The following is a 15,303-nucleotide window of genomic DNA, read 5'->3' as shown; positions in this document are numbered from 1 at the left end:
AGGAACCCCGAGCTTTAGCGAGCGGGCCGTACGTAGGAGCAAGCCTTTTGGGTTACCTTTTCGGCGTTTGGAAAAGGTGACCCGCCGTAAGGGCGGAACCCAGAGCGGCCGTTACCGCAGCAAGGGATATGTACTCGGTTCCCCTCCAAAAAGAGCAAAGATCGCAGCCTTCGGCAGCTCCTACATAGGTCAACCGCCGCTGCCGGAACCGCTGTCGACCTTACCCCCCTGCTCCTGATCGAAAAACTGCGGAATCTCATGTTGATAACTTTTCAGCCAGCGCTGCATGGCCAGTTCGCGTTCGGTAGGGGTAACGGTTTGCGGTTTCGGTGAAGCGACTTTGTTGCGGCCTTGCAGTTGCAGCCAGCCCTCGGTTTCCTGTTGCTGGGCCGAGGCGGGGCCGGCGTCGATGGCGTGACTGGTCAGCGGCAAGGTCAGCAGGCCCAGGCAGACAAGGATAGCTTTCATCATCGCGCTCCTTACTTGAGCATCGCCGTGACGGCGACAGTGGATCGGTTCGGCAGCTTGAGCTTTTCCGCGCGACCTTGCGCTTCGCTAAATTGCGCAGGACTCAAACCAAGCCGGCTGACCAGTTCGGCAGCACGGTTCCAGTCATCCTGATACAGCAGCAACGTCACCAGATTCAGCGCCGCCAACTGATCGCTCTGCTTGAGCTCCATGGCGGTGAGAAACTCAAAACGCGCATCGTCGATGCGCAATTGATTGAGGTAAACCACGCCAAGGTCATTGCGAATTTTCTCGTCGGTAGGTGCCAGCCGCGCCGCGCGTTGCAAATGCGCCTGCGCCTGACCGTAGTCGGATTTGGCCGCAGCGAGTTGCCCCAAACCGTGCTCGGCTTCTGCCGCCAGACACGAACCGAGCAAGCTGCGATACAAAGGCTCAGCCTCGCTGCGCCCGAGCAAACGATAGACCTTGGCCTTGCGCAGACGCACGTCGGCGATGTTGTCCGGCAGGCTTTGCAGATTCGCAAGGCTGGCGTGCAGCTTGCCATCGTTGGCCATGTCATCGGCGAGGTTCAGCGACAGTTGCTGATCGGAACTCAACTTGCCACAACTGGCCGAATTGGTCAGCGCATCCCACGGCGTTTGCCCGGTGTTGGCGCAACCGCCGAGCAGCAAAAAACACGCACCTGCAATCATTGCTTTCATCACGATCCCTCTAGGCTCCCAGCGCTTTCGCCAGGGCGGTGAAGCCCGGGCCGGCCAGAACAATCAATAACGCCGGGAAGAGAAACAGCATCATCACGACGGACATTTTTGCGGACATCTTGGAGATGTATTCCTGCAGGCGCGTCAGGCGCCGGTCATCAAGCAGTTGCTTGAGCGCCAGCAGCGACTTCATCGCCCCGCCGCCCTGATACAGCAACTGCTGGAGAATCACGCAGGTGTCGGTGAACTCATCCACCGCCAGCAACTGCGTGGCTTTGTTCAGCTCTTCACCCAACTCCAGGCCGGAGTCGACACGGCTCAGCACCAGGCGCAATTCATACGTCAGCACCGGCAACAAGGCCTGACCTTCATGGCTGAGAACGCGCAACGCCTGCTCCACGGCCATGCCCGATTCGAAGAGGATGCGCAGCAGCGGAATGAACGTGCCGATCTCGCTGGCCAGTTGTTTTTGCCGACGCGCCACGGCAATCACCAGCAAACGCTTGGGCAACAGATAGCCAACACCAAGCGCAAACAACGGCGCGATCCACTGTTTTTCCACCGCCGGGAAAAACACCGATTGCAGCAACACCGTCAGCGCCAGCAACAGCAGTGGCGAGCCGATCTGGCAAGCGGCAAACAGCGAACGCTGACGCGCACTGCGCCAGCCGAGCCGATTGAGCAGCGACTGGGTTTCGTTATCGAGTTTGACGCTGCGTTGACCGACCTTGCTGTCGCCAAGCACTTGCAGCAGGTTGCCGAAACGGTTTTCGCGAAGCAGATCGCCCTCCAGCCGACGACTGATCTGCCGCGCACGCCGGCGCTGTTCCAGCAGGCTGGTGAGGAGTAACGCGGCGGCGCCGAGCAGAAACAACGCGCTGATCATCAAGGGTGTGGTCATAGGCTGCGCAACATCCGCCAGAGCAACAGACTGCCGATCACCTGCATGCCGAACGCCGTGGCCAGCATTCGCTGCCCGGACGGGTCATGCCACATGGCGACCAGATAAATCGGATTGGCCATCAGGAAATAACCGGCCATGACGATGGGCAGCAAGCCCAATACCCATGCAGTGAGGCGGGTTTCGCCGGTCATGGCGCGCAACTGGCGCGAGGCCTGATCGCGCTCGCGGATCATCTTGATGAGGTTTTCCAGCAGCTCGCTGGCGTTGCCGCCGTAACGGTGATTGACCTTGAGGCCGAGGGCGAACAAACGGAATTCATCACGCTCGTACAGCTCCGCCAAGTCCGACACCGCATCCGGCAGGCTCACGCCCAACTGCACATTGCGCTGCACCCGGCCCATGGCGTTTTTCAGCGGATCTTCGCTGGTCTCGATGCCGCCCAGCACCGCGTCGGCCAAGGTCCGTCCGGACTTCAAGCTGCGCACGGTGTAGTCGAGCAATTGCGGCAGTTGTTCGATCATCCGCCGCAAGCGCCGTTGGTAACGCCAGCTGACGTACAACCGCACGGCCACTGGCGGCAGCACCAGCATCACCAGTACGCCAATCCATCCGGCGAGCGCCAGACTGAGCACGACGGCGAACATCCAGAGCAAAATCCATGCACCAAGACGCTCGGTCGGACGCCCCAGGCCTGCGCGCAAGAATGCCCGTTCGAGACCCGCCCAACCGGGTCTCGGCAAGGGGTCCTGCGGCTGTCCCTCATTCAATCGTTCCATCACCCGAGTGACGCCGCTCATACGCCATGCTTTATAGAACAAACGCATGGATTGCCCGAGCAAAGCCAGACTGAGCAGGTACAGCAGCAACGGTTTGAGCATGCCGTGGCCCTCAGTGCGCAAGCGTAGATTCGCGACGCAGCTTGTCGCCCGCCGGGTTGACCGCTTCGCGCAGGAAACCGAAGCCGGTGCGCCGGTCGAGGCGGAACAGCGTATTGGTCACATAGACGTCGTCACGCACGCCGACCACCTCGACCACTTCGCTGACGCAGCGCCGCCCATCAGGCATGCGCGTCAGTTGAATCACCACATCAAGGGCAGCGCAGATCATCTGCCGCAGGGTACGTTCGGCGATGGTGCGGCCGGTCAGGCCGACCAGGGTTTCCAGACGCAGCAAGGCATCCTGCGCGTTGTTGGCGTGGACGGTACTCATCGAACCGTCGTGGCCGGTGTTCATCGCGGTCAGCACGTCGACCACTTCGACGCCGCGAATCTCGCCGAGGATGATCCGGTCGGGGCGCATGCGCAGGGCGTTGCGGATCAGGTCGCTGGCCTTCACCTCGCCGTGGCCCTCGGCATTCGGCGGACGGGTTTCCAGGCGCACGACGTGCGGGTGGCCGAGTTGCAATTCGGCGACGTCTTCGATGGTTACCAGACGCTCGTGCGGATTGATCAATTGGCTGAGAATGTTCAGCAGCGTGGTCTTGCCGGTGCCGGTACCGCCGCTGATAAGGATGTTGCAGCGCTTGCCCACCGCCTCTTCGATGAAATCGTAGATCGCCTGATCGATGGTTTGCATCGCCATCAGATCGGTGCTTTTGAGCATGTCCTTGCGAAACTTGCGGATCGACAGGCAAGGCCCGTCGAGGGCAATCGGCGGGATGATCGCATTGACCCGGCTGCCATCCGGCAGGCGCGCATCGACCATCGGCGACGATTCGTCGAGACGTCGCCCGAGTGGCGCGAGGATGCGTTGCATGACCCGCTCGACATGGTGCGCGTCGATAAAGCGCAGGTCGCTCAAGTGCAATACGCCGTCACGTTCGATGAACACCCGGTGCGGGCCGTTGACCAGAATCTCGGTCACGGCGCTGTCGCGCAGCAGCACTTCGAGCGGGCCGAAACCGGTCAGCTCGTCGACGATTTCTTCAGCCAGACGCTCCATTTCATAACGGGAAATCGCCAGGTGCAGGCGCGCGATGTATTCGGCGACCTTGTCGATGACGAACTGCGAGAGCACCTGCCGCGAGCCTTCCAGCAGGTTTTTCCCCGACTCTTCGATGGCGTCGATGATGTAGCGGTGCAGCACCAGTTTCAGGCCATCGTGGTCGGTGTTGCCGCTCGCAGAGCGCTGCGGGCCGCCGAACAGTTGCTCGCCGTTCATGAAGTGCCTCGCAGGCGGTTGAACCAGTTGGCCTTGGGTTTGGCCAAGCCCTCAGAGCGTTTTGCCAGACGTTCGCCGAGGGTGCGCAGGCTTTGGCTGATGGCTTCGCGCGGGGCCAGTTCGAACAGGGTTACGCCCTGGTTTTTCGCGTTGAGACGGACTTCCGGACTGTAGGCCAGCACGGCAATCACTTCCAGGCCAAAGGTCTTGCCGAGGGTCTCGGAATCCGGCGCAACGTTGCGCAAATAGCGGTCGATCAGCAGCCGGCCATGGTCGAGTTTCATGCCTTTCTCGCGCCACAGATTGAGCACCGCGAGATTGCGCCGACAGTCGAGGACGTTCTGATCGGTGTACCACAGCAGCTTGTCACAATGGCTGACAAACGTGCGCAGCGCTTCGCTGTCGGGCTGGCCGGTGAGGTTGACGACGATGTGCTGGAAATGTTGGCGCAAGGCGCTGAGCAACATGTACAACTCGGCGGCGCTGGTGCGCTCCAGCGGCTCGTCGGAACCGGCGTAAGCAAGAATGCGCAAGCCCGCTTCGGCGCTGGTGAAAGCGCTGTCGATCAGCGTCGCATCGAGCCGCCGCAAGTGCCGCAGCGCGTCGCCGAAATGAAACGAGCTTTCCAGCCCGAGCAAGGCCAGGCTGTCGCCGCGCGGCAAGCCCAGATCGAGCAGCAACGTCTGCTGCCCGCTCTTCTGCACCACCAGCGCCATGTGGTTGGCCAGCAGCGCGCCGTCGGCGTTGCTTTGCACGCCATAAAGCACGGTCAGGCCACCGAGTTGGGTATTCGGCGTGACGGCTGGCAGGCGTTTGCTCAAGCGCCGTACCAGCCCGGCGACTTCACTGGAGCGCGAGCCGTAAGCGACGAAATCCCGCGCACCAGCACGCATCGCGTTGAGCACCAACTGATTGTCCATGCCGTCGCCAAGGGCGACGATGGCGAGCATCGGTTTGGCTTCAAGTACGCCTTCGATCAACGCGCTCTGCGCCACCAGATGATCGCGATCAAGCCCGACGAACACCAGGCTGGCGAATGTCACGTCGACCAGCGCGAGCAGCTCGTCAAGGCTGCCGCCGCCAGCGCTGACCACTTGGCCAAGGGGTGCCAGAGCGCCCTGCAACCACTCAAGATCGGTGTCGTTGCGGGTGATGGCGAGGAAGGTCTGACTGAGGCTCTGGCTCATTGCGATAACCCGCTGCGTTTATCGAAGTTGCCGTTTTCGAGGAAGTACAGGCGATACCAGTTCGGGTCGTAGTTGCGCAGTTTTTCACCCGGCAGCGAAGGCAACGGCGCGTTGACTGCCAATGGCTGGACCAGGTGCGGGGTGACGATCATCAGCAGTTCGCGCTCTTCGCGATTGATCGACGAATTGCGGAAAAACGCGCCGAGCACCGGGATGTCGCCAAGCCCTGGGAACTTGTTCACCTGCGAAGCGTTTTGCGTGCTGATCAAACCGCTGATCACAAAGCTTTCGCCATCGGCCAGCGAGATGCTGGTGTCGGTGCGGCGGATGGTGAACGCCGGCACGGTGGTGCCGCCGATGGTCACGCCATTGTTGTAGTCCAGCTCGCTGACTTCCGGTGCAACCTTGAGGGCGATGCGATCACGGCCGACGACGGTCGGCGTCAGGGTCAGACGAATGCCGAATTCCTTGTACTCGATGGAGTAGCTGTTGCTGTTGGCGCTCGGTACCGGAATCGGAATTTCGCCACCGGCGAGGAAGCTCGCGCTCTGCCCGCTCAACGCTACCAGGCTCGGCCGCGCCAGGGTGTAGGCGAAACCACTGCCTTCCAGCGCATTGACGATGCCGAGGAATTTGCTGCTGCCACCGCCCCAGACAATGTTGAACACATCGTTGGCCAGCGGAATGCTCGGCGCTACGCTCGGCACCAAACCGGGCCTGACACCGCTGCCTGGCACCGTGCCCGGTGCGCCGAACAGAAAGTTGTTCGAGCCCTTGCCGTAAATCGAGGTGCCGGCCTCTTTGAGTTTGGTGCGGCTGACTTCGACAAAGCGAATATCAGTCTGCACTTGCGAAGGCAGAGTCGGGTCATCAGTCGCCGGCAACGAGACCGTCATTGCCGCACTGGCCTTGCCCTGCACAAACACCATGCTCTGACGCGGCGCGCTGGCACAGGCCGTCCAGATCATCAGCGTGGTCGCGCCGGGCCCAACGCCGGTGAGCAACACGCCTTGATCGCCGGTCACGCGCACGTCGGCAATTTTCGGATCGCCCACTGCCACGCGGGTGATCGCCACGGGTGATTGCAATGCCTGTTGCAGACCTTCACCGACTTCCAGAGCCGCCGGCAAAGGGCCGAGCGCGGCGCAATTGCTGGCAGCGGCGACGGCGCTGCCGATCGAAGCAACGCTCAGCAGCGAGGCCCGGAGCAAGCCGTTGAACAGGGGCGTGAAGCGTATGCGCATGTAAAGGCGTCCTTGCTCGAATCAGGGAGTGGGTTGAGCGTTTTCGGCACCACGGATGACTTCCACGGTCGGTTTGCGCGCCGTCGGCTGACCCGCCACGGCGAGTGGTCGGGGCGGCGGCGAAAGTGACAGTTGGCTGAACTCGATCAACTCGCGTCGTGGCGTATCGAGTTGTCTGGCGACATCGTTTTCACCGGCCCAGTATTTCGCCAGTTGCTGTTCATCGGCGCTACGCACCGCCAGGCGCAAAACGCCGCTGCCGGACGCCAGCATCAAGCGGCTGAGCAACAGTTCCGGCACCGCCAGCACCACGCTACGCGCAGCCATTCGTTGTTGTTCCTGCTTGAGTCGTTCATCGTCGCTACGCGCCGGGTTGGCGGGCTGACCGTCATTGGTCAGGCCCATCTGGCTGCCAACGCCAAGCACGCGCACCGCCGGCACCACCAACTGCGCTGAAGGCTGTGGATTGTTTTCGTCCTTGCGCAAAAACAGCAGCACATCGACGTAATCGCCCGGCGCCAGTTGCCCGCCGGCATTGATCACTTCATCCACGGCCACCGCCAGTGCACGCTCACCGGGGCGAATCATTCGCGCCAGTTGGCTGCCCGGTTCGAAGCTTTCTTCACTCAGCCAACTGCCGGCACTCAACGGCCGCCATGGCGTACGGCCGATGACTTGATCGACAGTGGCGAGGCTGCCGGCAGGAGCGGTGCGCAGTTTTTCCACAGCAACGTCGGCCGCGGTTATTTTCACGAAGGGCGCGATGTCGCGCAGCAACACCACCACCGGTTGGCGGGTCGGATCTTCAACAGGGGGCGCCGGTGCGGCGGCGGGTACCACTGACGTCTCCGCAACTGGTGCGGCAACAGGTTCGACGGCCGGTTGGCGGCTCAACGTCAGCCCCCAATATCCGGCGATGATCGCACCCAGCAAAAACAAGCCTGCCAGGCCCAGAGTGACGCGACTGTTCATGACGGCTCTCCCTTTCCCGCTGCGCGTTCTGTCTTTTGCAATGACCCGTAACTTTCAACGAGATAAATTCGCAATCAGGCAGCTATGAACAAGTAACTATTTCGCTATTTGACGGTAGTCCAGCGCGAACAAAACGCCATTAACAGCGATGAAATATCCAACGAAAGTAGGAGGCTAAAGCGCCAAACATGGTTTTTTAGTGTAATTACGCCAACTAATACTTTCGCGTTAATTCGTTCTTACAGTTGTAGGGCCGGGGAATGCCGACAATGCTGATGCTGGCACAGGGAAATCATGTTGCGAACACGCAACACCTGGCGTGCTCAAGGAGAGTCCTCATGTCGTATTCCCACATTGCGCAAAAAATCAAATCGCAAGTCGCCTTCTTCAAAGGCCTGGCCAAAGACACCGAGGGCGCATCCGCCATCGAATACGCGCTGGTGGTCGGCCTCGTGGCGCTGGTGATCGCAGCCTTCGGTAACGGCATCGGCACTCAGGTCACCGCGATCCTGACCCGGATCCAGACGGCACTCACCTGATCGGACCGATAACTTGTCAATGCGGCCATTGGGTTCTAACGTCAGCACTCAGTCCATTGCAGGTGTTGCCTATGAACTCTCCACACACTTCTCGCCAGCAGTTGCTCCTCGTCGACGATGAAGAGGACGCACTGCTGGAGCTGGCGGAGTTGCTGGAGGGCGAAGGCTTTACTTGTCATACCGCGACTTCGGTAAAACTGGCATTGCACCATCTCACCCGCCACCCCGATATCGCGCTGGTGATTACTGATCTGCGCATGCCGGAAGAAAGCGGCATGTCGCTGATCAAGCGCCTGCGTGAACACACCTCGCGCCAGCATCTGCCGGTGATCGTGACGTCCGGGCATGCCGATATGGAAGATGTCAGCGACATGCTGCGCCTGCAGGTACTGGACCTGTTCCGCAAACCGATTTATCACGTGCGCCTGCTGGAAACCCTAGACAACCTGTTTCCCAAGGCCAAGGCGCATAGCGGTTGAGGGTTGGCACCCCGGCGGTGGCCGGGGTCAATTGAGTTAGTGCGCTGTCACTCGTTGGCGCATGCCAGAGTTGCTGGGCGATAACGCCAGGGCCAATTGAGTGCGGTTATGCATGTGGGTCAGGCGCAACACTTGCGAGACGTAGAGTTTGACCGTGTTCTCGGTAATCCCCAGCTCACAGGCGATCTGGTAGTTGGTCTGGCCTTTGCCCACCAACCGCGCGACATCGAGCTGGCGCGGCGACAACTGATTGAAGATCGCCGGGATCTCCACGCCTTCGCCCTCAGCGGGTGCCTCGTCGCTCGTTGGCGCCGGGCCACGGCGGACTTTGTCGAGGTCCTGGTAGAGGTCGTCGATCGACTCGGAGAGGTATTGCAGCTTCTGATTAAGATGCCCCAGTTGCAGGGTTTTCTGCCGCTCTTGCAGCACCGCTTCCTGACGACGCAGGCCTTCGAGCAGTTCGTTGAGGTCGACCGGTTTCTGGTAGTAGTCAGCGATGCCGGCACGCAACGCTTTGATCACGTCCTGCTTGTCGGCACGCCCGGTGAGCATGATGGCTTCGAAGATCCGCTGCTTGCCCGCCAGGCGTTGCAACTCCTGCACCAGTTGAATGCCGTCCATGTCCGGCATGTGCAGGTCGCACAGCACTAGGCCGATGGCAGGGTCTTGAGTGAATTGTTCGATCGCCTGCTGGCTCGATTCGCACGGCACACAGCGGTAACCGCTGCTCTCGATGAATTCGCAGAGTTCTTCGACAATCAGCGGCTGATCATCGACCACCAGAACTTTTACAGCAGACGTAAGCTTGTTCACTTGCTACTCCATGCCTAGGCCAAAGGCTGACCGTTCCTGTACTGACAGCGCGAAGCTGTACAACCGTTGATTTGAAAGTAGACCCACTTTCCGACTATGTACATAGCAGTAGTGGCACCGGACGACTAATGGATCCAAAGCAAAGTCAGGAGCATGCCAACGAGCACGAACGGCGCAAATGGCAGCTTTTTTGACTTTTCAGGGGCTATAAATCGAAGATGATCGCTAAGCCGTTGACGCATATGCAGCCAGAGTTTTGGCGCAAGCAATAGCCAGACGACGCTGGCGAGTGCCGCGCCGATAAACACGCCGAGCAGATGAGTACCGTCCGTCGCAAGGCCCAAAGCTGTCATTAATTTCACATCGCCGGCGCCGAAACGCTTCAGCGCATAGCCGGGCAATGTCAGCAATAGCGCGAGGATGACTGCCCAGCCGCCCTGCGCCGCGTCGGCGCCCAGCCAGGTGTGGCCGGTGACCAGAACATAGATAGCCGCCAACCCGCCCACCCCCAGGGTCAGCGCATTGGCGATATGGCGCTGCCGGGCATCCTGCGCCGCGCACAACGTCAGCCAGATCAGCAGGACAAAGCTGTGCATGCGGTAAAAACCGTCCGTTTTGGCCGAATGATTCTATGCTGATATTACGTAGTGATTGTCAGGGTAGACGCACTCATGAAATCCGGCCTCCCCCGCAAGCAAAAAGGCGCTGTCGCCATCGAGTTCGCCTTGGTGTTCGTCATCTTCTTCGCTGTGTTTTATGGCTTGGTGAGTTACAGCCTGCCGCTGTTGTTGATGCAGTCATTCAATGAGTCCACCTCTGAAGCGGTGCGCCGCAGTGTGGCGCTGGACCCTGCCTCGGCCAATTACTCGACCGCCATCACGGCGAACGCGCGCACCGAGTTGACCCGGCAACTGGCCTGGCTGCCCAACGCACTGAATTTCAATGCCGCCACCGACAGCACCATCACCTTCACCGGGGGTTTGCTGACGGTGACCATCAATTACCCCACGAGCAAATTGAATCAGGCCTTGCCGTTTCTGGTGCTGCCGGGCGTCGGCACAGTGCCGCGCCTGCCCGCGACCCTGCGCGCCTCGTCGAGCCTGCAATTTTGAGTTCCGGTGACAAGCTGTTCAGCCGCCTGCTCAATCGCCCTACCGGCACCACCCAGCCCCAGCAAAGTCCGCTGCTGCCCAGCGTCGGCTTGCAGCTGTATCTGGACGGCGACGGAAAGGTCAATCACTTGGGCGGGCCGATACGGCATTTACTGGCGCAGCGCATGACGCGTACGCAGCCCGCGCACCTGCTCGATTACCTGTTGCCGCACAGCGGCCTGGCCGTCGAAGGCCAACCGGCGGACTGGCAAGGGCAACTGCTCGATCTGGATTTTTTCAGCCTGGCCGGCCCACCACTGCACTTGCGCGGCTGGCTGCAGGCGCAGGGCGACGGCTGGCTGTTGCAGATGCTCGACATCGGCGACTTGCTCGGCGAACGACGCCAGGCACGCAGCCGCGAGCAGGCGCAATTACTGGCCACGCAGGTTCGCGATCAATTGCGCCTGTGCAGCCTCGCGCGTCTGCCAACGGTGTTGGGCGAACAATTGCAGCGCCTCAGTCAGCATCTGCACATCCCTTGTCTGGCAGTGGCGCTGCTCGATGAGCAAGGCCTGGGCTGGCAGATCCATCAGCGCTACACGGGGTTGAACGCGCCGCAGCTGTGGCGTGAACAGCAACAACTGGGCACCGGCCTCGACAGCCTCAACGGTGCGTCACCGCAGCGCTTTCTGGCCAGCGAACAGCCGCGCCTGAGCGCCATTTTCGGTCCGAACGAAGGGTTTGCCGTGCCCTATCGCGACGCGCAGGGCGTGGCTGCCTGGCTGTTGTGCGCCGACTATAACGCGCCGCAACAGGCGCCCGACCTCAGCGATCACGACTGGCTTCTACTCGCCGCTGCCGTGGCCGCGCCGTTACTGGAACGGCTGCGCGAGCATCGTCATCAGCAACAGCTGGAACGCCTGGAAACCCTGCAAGCGTTGCTCGGCACCGGTTGGTGGGAAGTGTTCAGCGCCAGCAATCAGGTGCAACTGGCTCCGACACTGGCGCAGAGCCTGGCTTTGCCCACGGCGCCGTTACCGCTTCAGGACTGGTTCAATCAGGTCCACCCCGCCGACCGCGATGAATTGCGCAGCCACCTGCAAGCCTTGCAGGATGAAGGCACCCCGCTGGAATTGTGCGTGCGCTGGCAAACCGCCGATCAGGCGCTGCCGCTGTGGTATCGCCTGCAAGGACGGTCGTTGGGCATCGGCGCCGAACGTCGGCTGATGGGGTTCATGCTCGACATCAGCGACATCAAGAATCAGCAACAACAGGCGGCCGCCGCCCATGCGCGGCTGGACAACCTGATCGCCAGCTCCCCCGCTGTGATTTATGTACAGCGCTATGCGGAAGGCGCGCTGCAACCGAGCTTTTTCAGCGCCAGCCTGCAAGCGCTTTTAGGCTGGAGTCTCGCCGACTGTGAAGACGGTCGACTGGTTGAACACGTGCACCCCGAAGACCGTCCGCGCTATTTCGAACGCACCCGGCAGTTGTTGCGCGAAGGCTCGGTGAGTGCGCGCTATCGAGTGCTCGACCGCCAGGGCAATGTGCACTGGCTGCTCGACGAGGCCAAATTGCTGCGCGATGACCTCGGCCTGCCGGTGGAAGCCGTCGGCCTGTGGCTGGACGTGACAGACGCGACCCTCGCCGCTGAACAGGTCAAGGCCAGCGAAGAGCGTTACCGGATTCTGGTGGAAGACTCACCCGCGATGATTTGTCGTTATCGCCCGGACTTGACCCTGACCTTCGGCAACCGGCCATTGGCGACCTACCTGGAATGCACGCCGGCGCAATTGCCCGGGGTCAACCTGGGCAGCTGGATGTCGGATGAACAGCGCGAAGCCTTCGTCCAGCGTCTGGCGCAACTGACCCCGGAACTGCCCGTGAGCACGGCTGAAATCAACCTGCGCCTGCCCGGCCGTGAACATGCGTGGTGGGTCTGGTCGGATCGCGGGGTGTTCGATGAGCACGGCACGCTGGTCGAAGTACAAGCGGTAGGCCGCGACAACACCGAAGTGCGGCGCTCGCAGCAGCAACTGACGCAGAGCGCAAAAATGGCCACCCTCGGCGAAATGGCCACGGGGCTTGCCCACGAAATCAATCAGCCGCTGAATGTGATGCGCATGGCCATCGTCAATGTGCTCAAGCGCCTGAGCAATGGCGATGTGCAGATCGACTACCTGACCGACAAACTCAACCGCATCGACGCGCAAGTGCAACGCGCAGCGCGGGTGGTCGATCACATGCGCGTGTTTGGGCGGCGCTCGGAAATCGAACAACATCCGTTCAATCCGCTCGATGCGATCGAAGGCACGCTGTCGCTGCTGTCGGAAGGCTTGCGCGGCAAAGGCGTTGAGCTGCGGATCAAAGAGGCCGGTTTCCAGGTTCAGGTGCGCGGCTACGTCGATCAACTGGAACAAGTGCTGATCAACCTGATGGTCAACGCCCGTGACGCGTTGCTCGGCAAGCGCGAAGCCAACCGCGACTTCCAGCCGTGGATTGCCTTGCACGCCGAGTGCGACGAGCACGTGGTGCGGCTGTGGGTCGAGGACAACGGTGGCGGCATTGACCCGCGTTTGCTGGAGCGGATTTTCGAGCCGTTTTTCACCACCAAACCGGTCGGCGTCGGCACCGGCCTGGGCTTGTCGGTGAGTTACGGCATTGTCGAAAACATGGGCGGACGCCTGAGCGTGCGCAACGGCGATGAGGGTGCGCGGTTCTGTATCGAGTTGCCAATTGCGTTGGCCGATTAGATCGCCAGCATCGGCTGCCCCGGTGGCTTGCAACTGAGGTTGGCGCCGACGTCGACCTTGTTCAGGGTAATGCCGAGGTTGGCCAGCAAGCCATCGAGAATCGGGTCGAGCACCGGGCTGAGCAGATTGTCGATGACCACGCCCAGCGTGCTGTTGACGCTCGCCAGTACGTCCGCCGTGGTGGTGAGCAAACCGCCCAGCAAACTCGAACCGGTGGGTTTGTACGCTTGCACCTGAACCCCGCTCAATGTGCTTTTCAGGCTATTGACCACGCCTTGTGTGCCGAAGCTGTAGTTCAGTGGCGGTTGCTTGATTTCCGGTGGCTGATTGTAGGTATGGACGTTCTGCATGCTCGCCACCGAGGTGTCGACCATCACCCCGAGGCCGCCGCCGTAAAACGGTTTGCGCGTGCTCTGATCGCAGGTCGCCGAGCCCAGCCCGAGCAGCGGAATGGTGCAGGTGATGACGCCAACATCGATCAACGCCAGTGGCTGCACGGTGACATCCGCCGAGGAGGAAAAGGCGTTGGTGGCGTCGATCTTGCCGACCTTGAGTTTGACCAGCGAGGAGTTGGTCTGGGTGGTCAGGCTTTTGCTGGCGTCGCTGACGCAGTTGAAGTCGGTGACATGGCTGTCGGCAGCGGCGGCCTCCAGCAGGATGTCGATGCTGGAGGTGGGCAGGATCTGCAGATTGGTGCGCTGACAGGTGCCGCCCAGGGCGCAGAACAACGAGTTCAGTGTCCCGGCGATGTTCAGGTGCAGCAGGTTGTTGAGGGTGTCGGTCAGACCACCGACCAGCGGCGTACTGACGATGGCGCTGGCCAGGCCGGCCACCCCGGACAGCACCGGCAGGTTCAGCGAGATCAGTGTGCGTACCTGCGCGGTCTTCACGTAGATACGGTTGGCGCCCATCGGGTCGGCCTTGGCCAGCGCCGGATTGCCCACTGCCGATAACTGCGGTGGCTGGATCACTTTGACTTTGACCGAGCCGTTGACCAGCCCCGGAATGCTCAGCGGCACGGTGGCTGTCAGGGCGTTCTGACTGTTGGCCAGTTGCACGACGGCTTCGAGCAGCTGGAAAACTTGCAGATTGGCATTGAGGGCGGCGGAAGTTGCGCCGGTCTGCAATTGCAACAATTGCCCGAGTACCACCGAGGTGTTGCCGACGATGGCCTTCACCCCGAGCAAGCCACTGACCGCGACGCTGGTGGTAGTGCCGCCCTTGGTCAGCACGGTGATGGCGGTGTCGATCAGTTGTTTGATCTGCACGCTCTGACTCAGTACCTGCGTGTAGTTGCCGGCGTCCACGTGCAGATCGACGGCCAGTTGGTTGAGGTAACCGAGCAGGCTGATGTTGGTGTCGACCAGGCCTTGCCAACCGGCGACGCTGAGGTTGAGGCTGCCGCCGAGAAGGCCGCCCCACAGCGCATTCAGTGCCGCTGATTTGCTGGCATCGACTGTCAGGGCGGTGGTGCCGATGGTCAGTTGCGCCAGCGGCGGCAGGGTGGCCGATGTACCGACCGCCGTCGCGTGCAGACGCGTGGTGGGCGAGACACTGCCTGGCTGGAACAACGCGTAAAGCGCGGCGGCGACGCTGGTGGTCACGACGCGTGTGGCGACGACGCTGATCGCTGCTTTTTTGCTGGCATCCATGGTGAAGGCGCGAAGATTGTTGGCACCGGTTTGCACGGTGCCGCAGGTCACGGTGAGGGTTGTGTCCGGCGCCACGGCAAATCCGTTGCGCGCGGCGCTGGCGGTGGCATATGCCGCAGCACTGAGACCCGTCAGGCAATCGCCACTGCGTGAAATCGCCTCCAGCGCGGCAACATCGACCACCCGCTGCAAGCGGCGTTGCTCCATGTACAGACGACCGCTGTCGACCACCAGCACCATGCACACCAGCGCCAGTCCGAGGGTCAGCGCCGCCATCAGACCAATCGCCCCGCGTTGCCGGGCCGGGCCGTTGAAATGCGAACGAGGCGACATGGCGCAC

15 protein-coding genes are annotated in these 15,303 nt (G+C 61.4%); 4 read left to right on the top strand and 11 right to left on the bottom strand.

Annotated features, from left to right (window positions below):
• Positions 1-189 precede the first annotated feature (189 nt).
• From PMI37_RS03770 to cpaB, 8 genes are read right to left on the bottom strand one after another with little or no spacing between them, the layout of a single operon-like run.
• Positions 190-468 carry a DUF3613 domain-containing protein gene (locus tag PMI37_RS03770; protein WP_008078266.1) on the bottom strand — a complete coding sequence of 93 codons (279 nt, stop codon included), beginning with the start codon at positions 466-468 and terminating at the stop codon, positions 190-192.
• A gap of 11 nt (positions 469-479) precedes the next feature.
• Positions 480-1,169 (bottom strand): tetratricopeptide repeat protein, encoded by a 690-nt coding sequence (locus PMI37_RS03765; protein WP_008078264.1) that lies wholly within the window; start codon positions 1,167-1,169, stop codon positions 480-482.
• Between the two features lie 10 nt (positions 1,170-1,179).
• Positions 1,180-2,070, bottom strand: coding sequence for a type II secretion system F family protein (locus PMI37_RS03760; RefSeq protein WP_008078262.1), 891 nt, complete (start codon positions 2,068-2,070; stop codon positions 1,180-1,182).
• A complete protein-coding gene (locus tag PMI37_RS03755; protein WP_008078260.1) occupies positions 2,067-2,951 on the bottom strand; it encodes a type II secretion system F family protein in 885 nt (294 codons plus the stop codon). The genes PMI37_RS03760 and PMI37_RS03755 overlap by 4 nt, the downstream gene beginning before the upstream one ends.
• A 10-nt stretch (positions 2,952-2,961) precedes the next feature.
• On the bottom strand, positions 2,962-4,233 hold the full coding sequence (locus PMI37_RS03750; protein WP_008078257.1) for a CpaF family protein: 1,272 nt from the start codon (positions 4,231-4,233) through the stop codon (positions 2,962-2,964).
• Positions 4,230-5,420, bottom strand: coding sequence for an AAA family ATPase (locus tag PMI37_RS03745; protein WP_008078255.1), 1,191 nt, complete (start codon positions 5,418-5,420; stop codon positions 4,230-4,232). The genes PMI37_RS03750 and PMI37_RS03745 overlap by 4 nt, the downstream gene beginning before the upstream one ends.
• Positions 5,417-6,664, bottom strand: a complete 1,248-nt coding sequence (locus tag PMI37_RS03740; RefSeq protein ID WP_008078253.1) for a type II and III secretion system protein family protein — start codon at positions 6,662-6,664, stop codon at positions 5,417-5,419. Before PMI37_RS03740 ends, PMI37_RS03745 begins: the two co-directional genes overlap by 4 nt.
• A 21-nt stretch (positions 6,665-6,685) precedes the next feature.
• Positions 6,686-7,636 carry a Flp pilus assembly protein CpaB gene (gene cpaB, locus PMI37_RS03735; RefSeq protein ID WP_008078251.1) on the bottom strand — a complete coding sequence of 317 codons (951 nt, stop codon included), beginning with the start codon at positions 7,634-7,636 and terminating at the stop codon, positions 6,686-6,688.
• Between the two features lie 338 nt (positions 7,637-7,974).
• On the opposite strand from cpaB, the gene PMI37_RS03730 reads away from it, so the two are divergent.
• Positions 7,975-8,175 (top strand): Flp family type IVb pilin, encoded by a 201-nt coding sequence (locus tag PMI37_RS03730; RefSeq protein ID WP_008078249.1) that lies wholly within the window; start codon positions 7,975-7,977, stop codon positions 8,173-8,175.
• A 71-nt stretch (positions 8,176-8,246) separates the two neighbouring features.
• Positions 8,247-8,654: a response regulator gene (locus tag PMI37_RS03725; protein ID WP_008078246.1), complete on the top strand. Its 408-nt coding sequence runs from the start codon at positions 8,247-8,249 to the stop codon at positions 8,652-8,654.
• Positions 8,655-8,690: 36 nt separating this feature from the next.
• On the opposite strand, the gene PMI37_RS03720 is transcribed toward PMI37_RS03725, so the two are convergent.
• Positions 8,691-9,467 (bottom strand): response regulator transcription factor, encoded by a 777-nt coding sequence (locus tag PMI37_RS03720; RefSeq protein ID WP_008078241.1) that lies wholly within the window; start codon positions 9,465-9,467, stop codon positions 8,691-8,693.
• A gap of 125 nt (positions 9,468-9,592) precedes the next feature.
• Complete coding sequence (locus tag PMI37_RS03715; protein WP_008078240.1) at positions 9,593-10,063, bottom strand: A24 family peptidase; 471 nt, start codon at positions 10,061-10,063, stop codon at positions 9,593-9,595.
• Between the two features lie 75 nt (positions 10,064-10,138).
• Between PMI37_RS03715 and PMI37_RS03710 the strand changes: the two genes are divergently transcribed.
• Together PMI37_RS03710 and PMI37_RS03705 are read left to right on the top strand one after the other, a co-directional pair.
• A complete protein-coding gene (locus PMI37_RS03710) occupies positions 10,139-10,579 on the top strand; it encodes a TadE/TadG family type IV pilus assembly protein (RefSeq protein ID WP_008078239.1) in 441 nt (146 codons plus the stop codon).
• Complete coding sequence (locus PMI37_RS03705; RefSeq protein ID WP_008078238.1) at positions 10,576-13,311, top strand: PAS domain-containing sensor histidine kinase; 2,736 nt, start codon at positions 10,576-10,578, stop codon at positions 13,309-13,311. The genes PMI37_RS03710 and PMI37_RS03705 overlap by 4 nt, the downstream gene beginning before the upstream one ends.
• Here PMI37_RS03705 and PMI37_RS03700 read toward each other — a convergent pair.
• Positions 13,308-15,296, bottom strand: a complete 1,989-nt coding sequence (locus PMI37_RS03700; protein WP_008078237.1) for a pilus assembly protein TadG-related protein — start codon at positions 15,294-15,296, stop codon at positions 13,308-13,310. The genes PMI37_RS03705 and PMI37_RS03700 overlap by 4 nt on opposite strands.
• Positions 15,297-15,303: the final 7 nt, after the last annotated feature.

The organism is Pseudomonas sp. GM80 (genome assembly GCF_000282515.1).
In the GTDB taxonomy this organism is placed as follows: Bacteria; Pseudomonadota; Gammaproteobacteria; order Pseudomonadales; family Pseudomonadaceae; genus Aquipseudomonas.
This window is presented reverse-complemented; position numbering and strand designations above follow the sequence as displayed.

What these genes read in the sequence shown, in the direction of transcription:
- PMI37_RS03770 (WP_008078266.1), bottom strand. Translation starts at nt 468, where the DNA reads ATGAAAGCTATCCTTGTCTGCCTGGGCCTGCTGACCTTGCCGCTGACC.
- PMI37_RS03765 (WP_008078264.1), bottom strand. Translation starts at nt 1,169, where the DNA reads ATGAAAGCAATGATTGCAGGTGCGTGTTTTTTGCTGCTCGGCGGTTGC.
- PMI37_RS03760 (WP_008078262.1), bottom strand. Translation starts at nt 2,070, where the DNA reads ATGACCACACCCTTGATGATCAGCGCGTTGTTTCTGCTCGGCGCCGCC.
- PMI37_RS03755 (WP_008078260.1), bottom strand. Translation starts at nt 2,951, where the DNA reads ATGCTCAAACCGTTGCTGCTGTACCTGCTCAGTCTGGCTTTGCTCGGG.
- PMI37_RS03750 (WP_008078257.1), bottom strand. Translation starts at nt 4,233, where the DNA reads ATGAACGGCGAGCAACTGTTCGGCGGCCCGCAGCGCTCTGCGAGCGGC.
- PMI37_RS03745 (WP_008078255.1), bottom strand. Translation starts at nt 5,420, where the DNA reads ATGAGCCAGAGCCTCAGTCAGACCTTCCTCGCCATCACCCGCAACGAC.
- PMI37_RS03740 (WP_008078253.1), bottom strand. Translation starts at nt 6,664, where the DNA reads ATGCGCATACGCTTCACGCCCCTGTTCAACGGCTTGCTCCGGGCCTCG.
- cpaB (WP_008078251.1), bottom strand. Translation starts at nt 7,636, where the DNA reads ATGAACAGTCGCGTCACTCTGGGCCTGGCAGGCTTGTTTTTGCTGGGT.
- PMI37_RS03730 (WP_008078249.1), top strand. Translation starts at nt 7,975, where the DNA reads ATGTCGTATTCCCACATTGCGCAAAAAATCAAATCGCAAGTCGCCTTC.
- PMI37_RS03725 (WP_008078246.1), top strand. Translation starts at nt 8,247, where the DNA reads ATGAACTCTCCACACACTTCTCGCCAGCAGTTGCTCCTCGTCGACGAT.
- PMI37_RS03715 (WP_008078240.1), bottom strand. Translation starts at nt 10,063, where the DNA reads ATGCACAGCTTTGTCCTGCTGATCTGGCTGACGTTGTGCGCGGCGCAG.
- PMI37_RS03710 (WP_008078239.1), top strand. Translation starts at nt 10,139, where the DNA reads ATGAAATCCGGCCTCCCCCGCAAGCAAAAAGGCGCTGTCGCCATCGAG.
- PMI37_RS03700 (WP_008078237.1), bottom strand. Translation starts at nt 15,296, where the DNA reads ATGTCGCCTCGTTCGCATTTCAACGGCCCGGCCCGGCAACGCGGGGCG.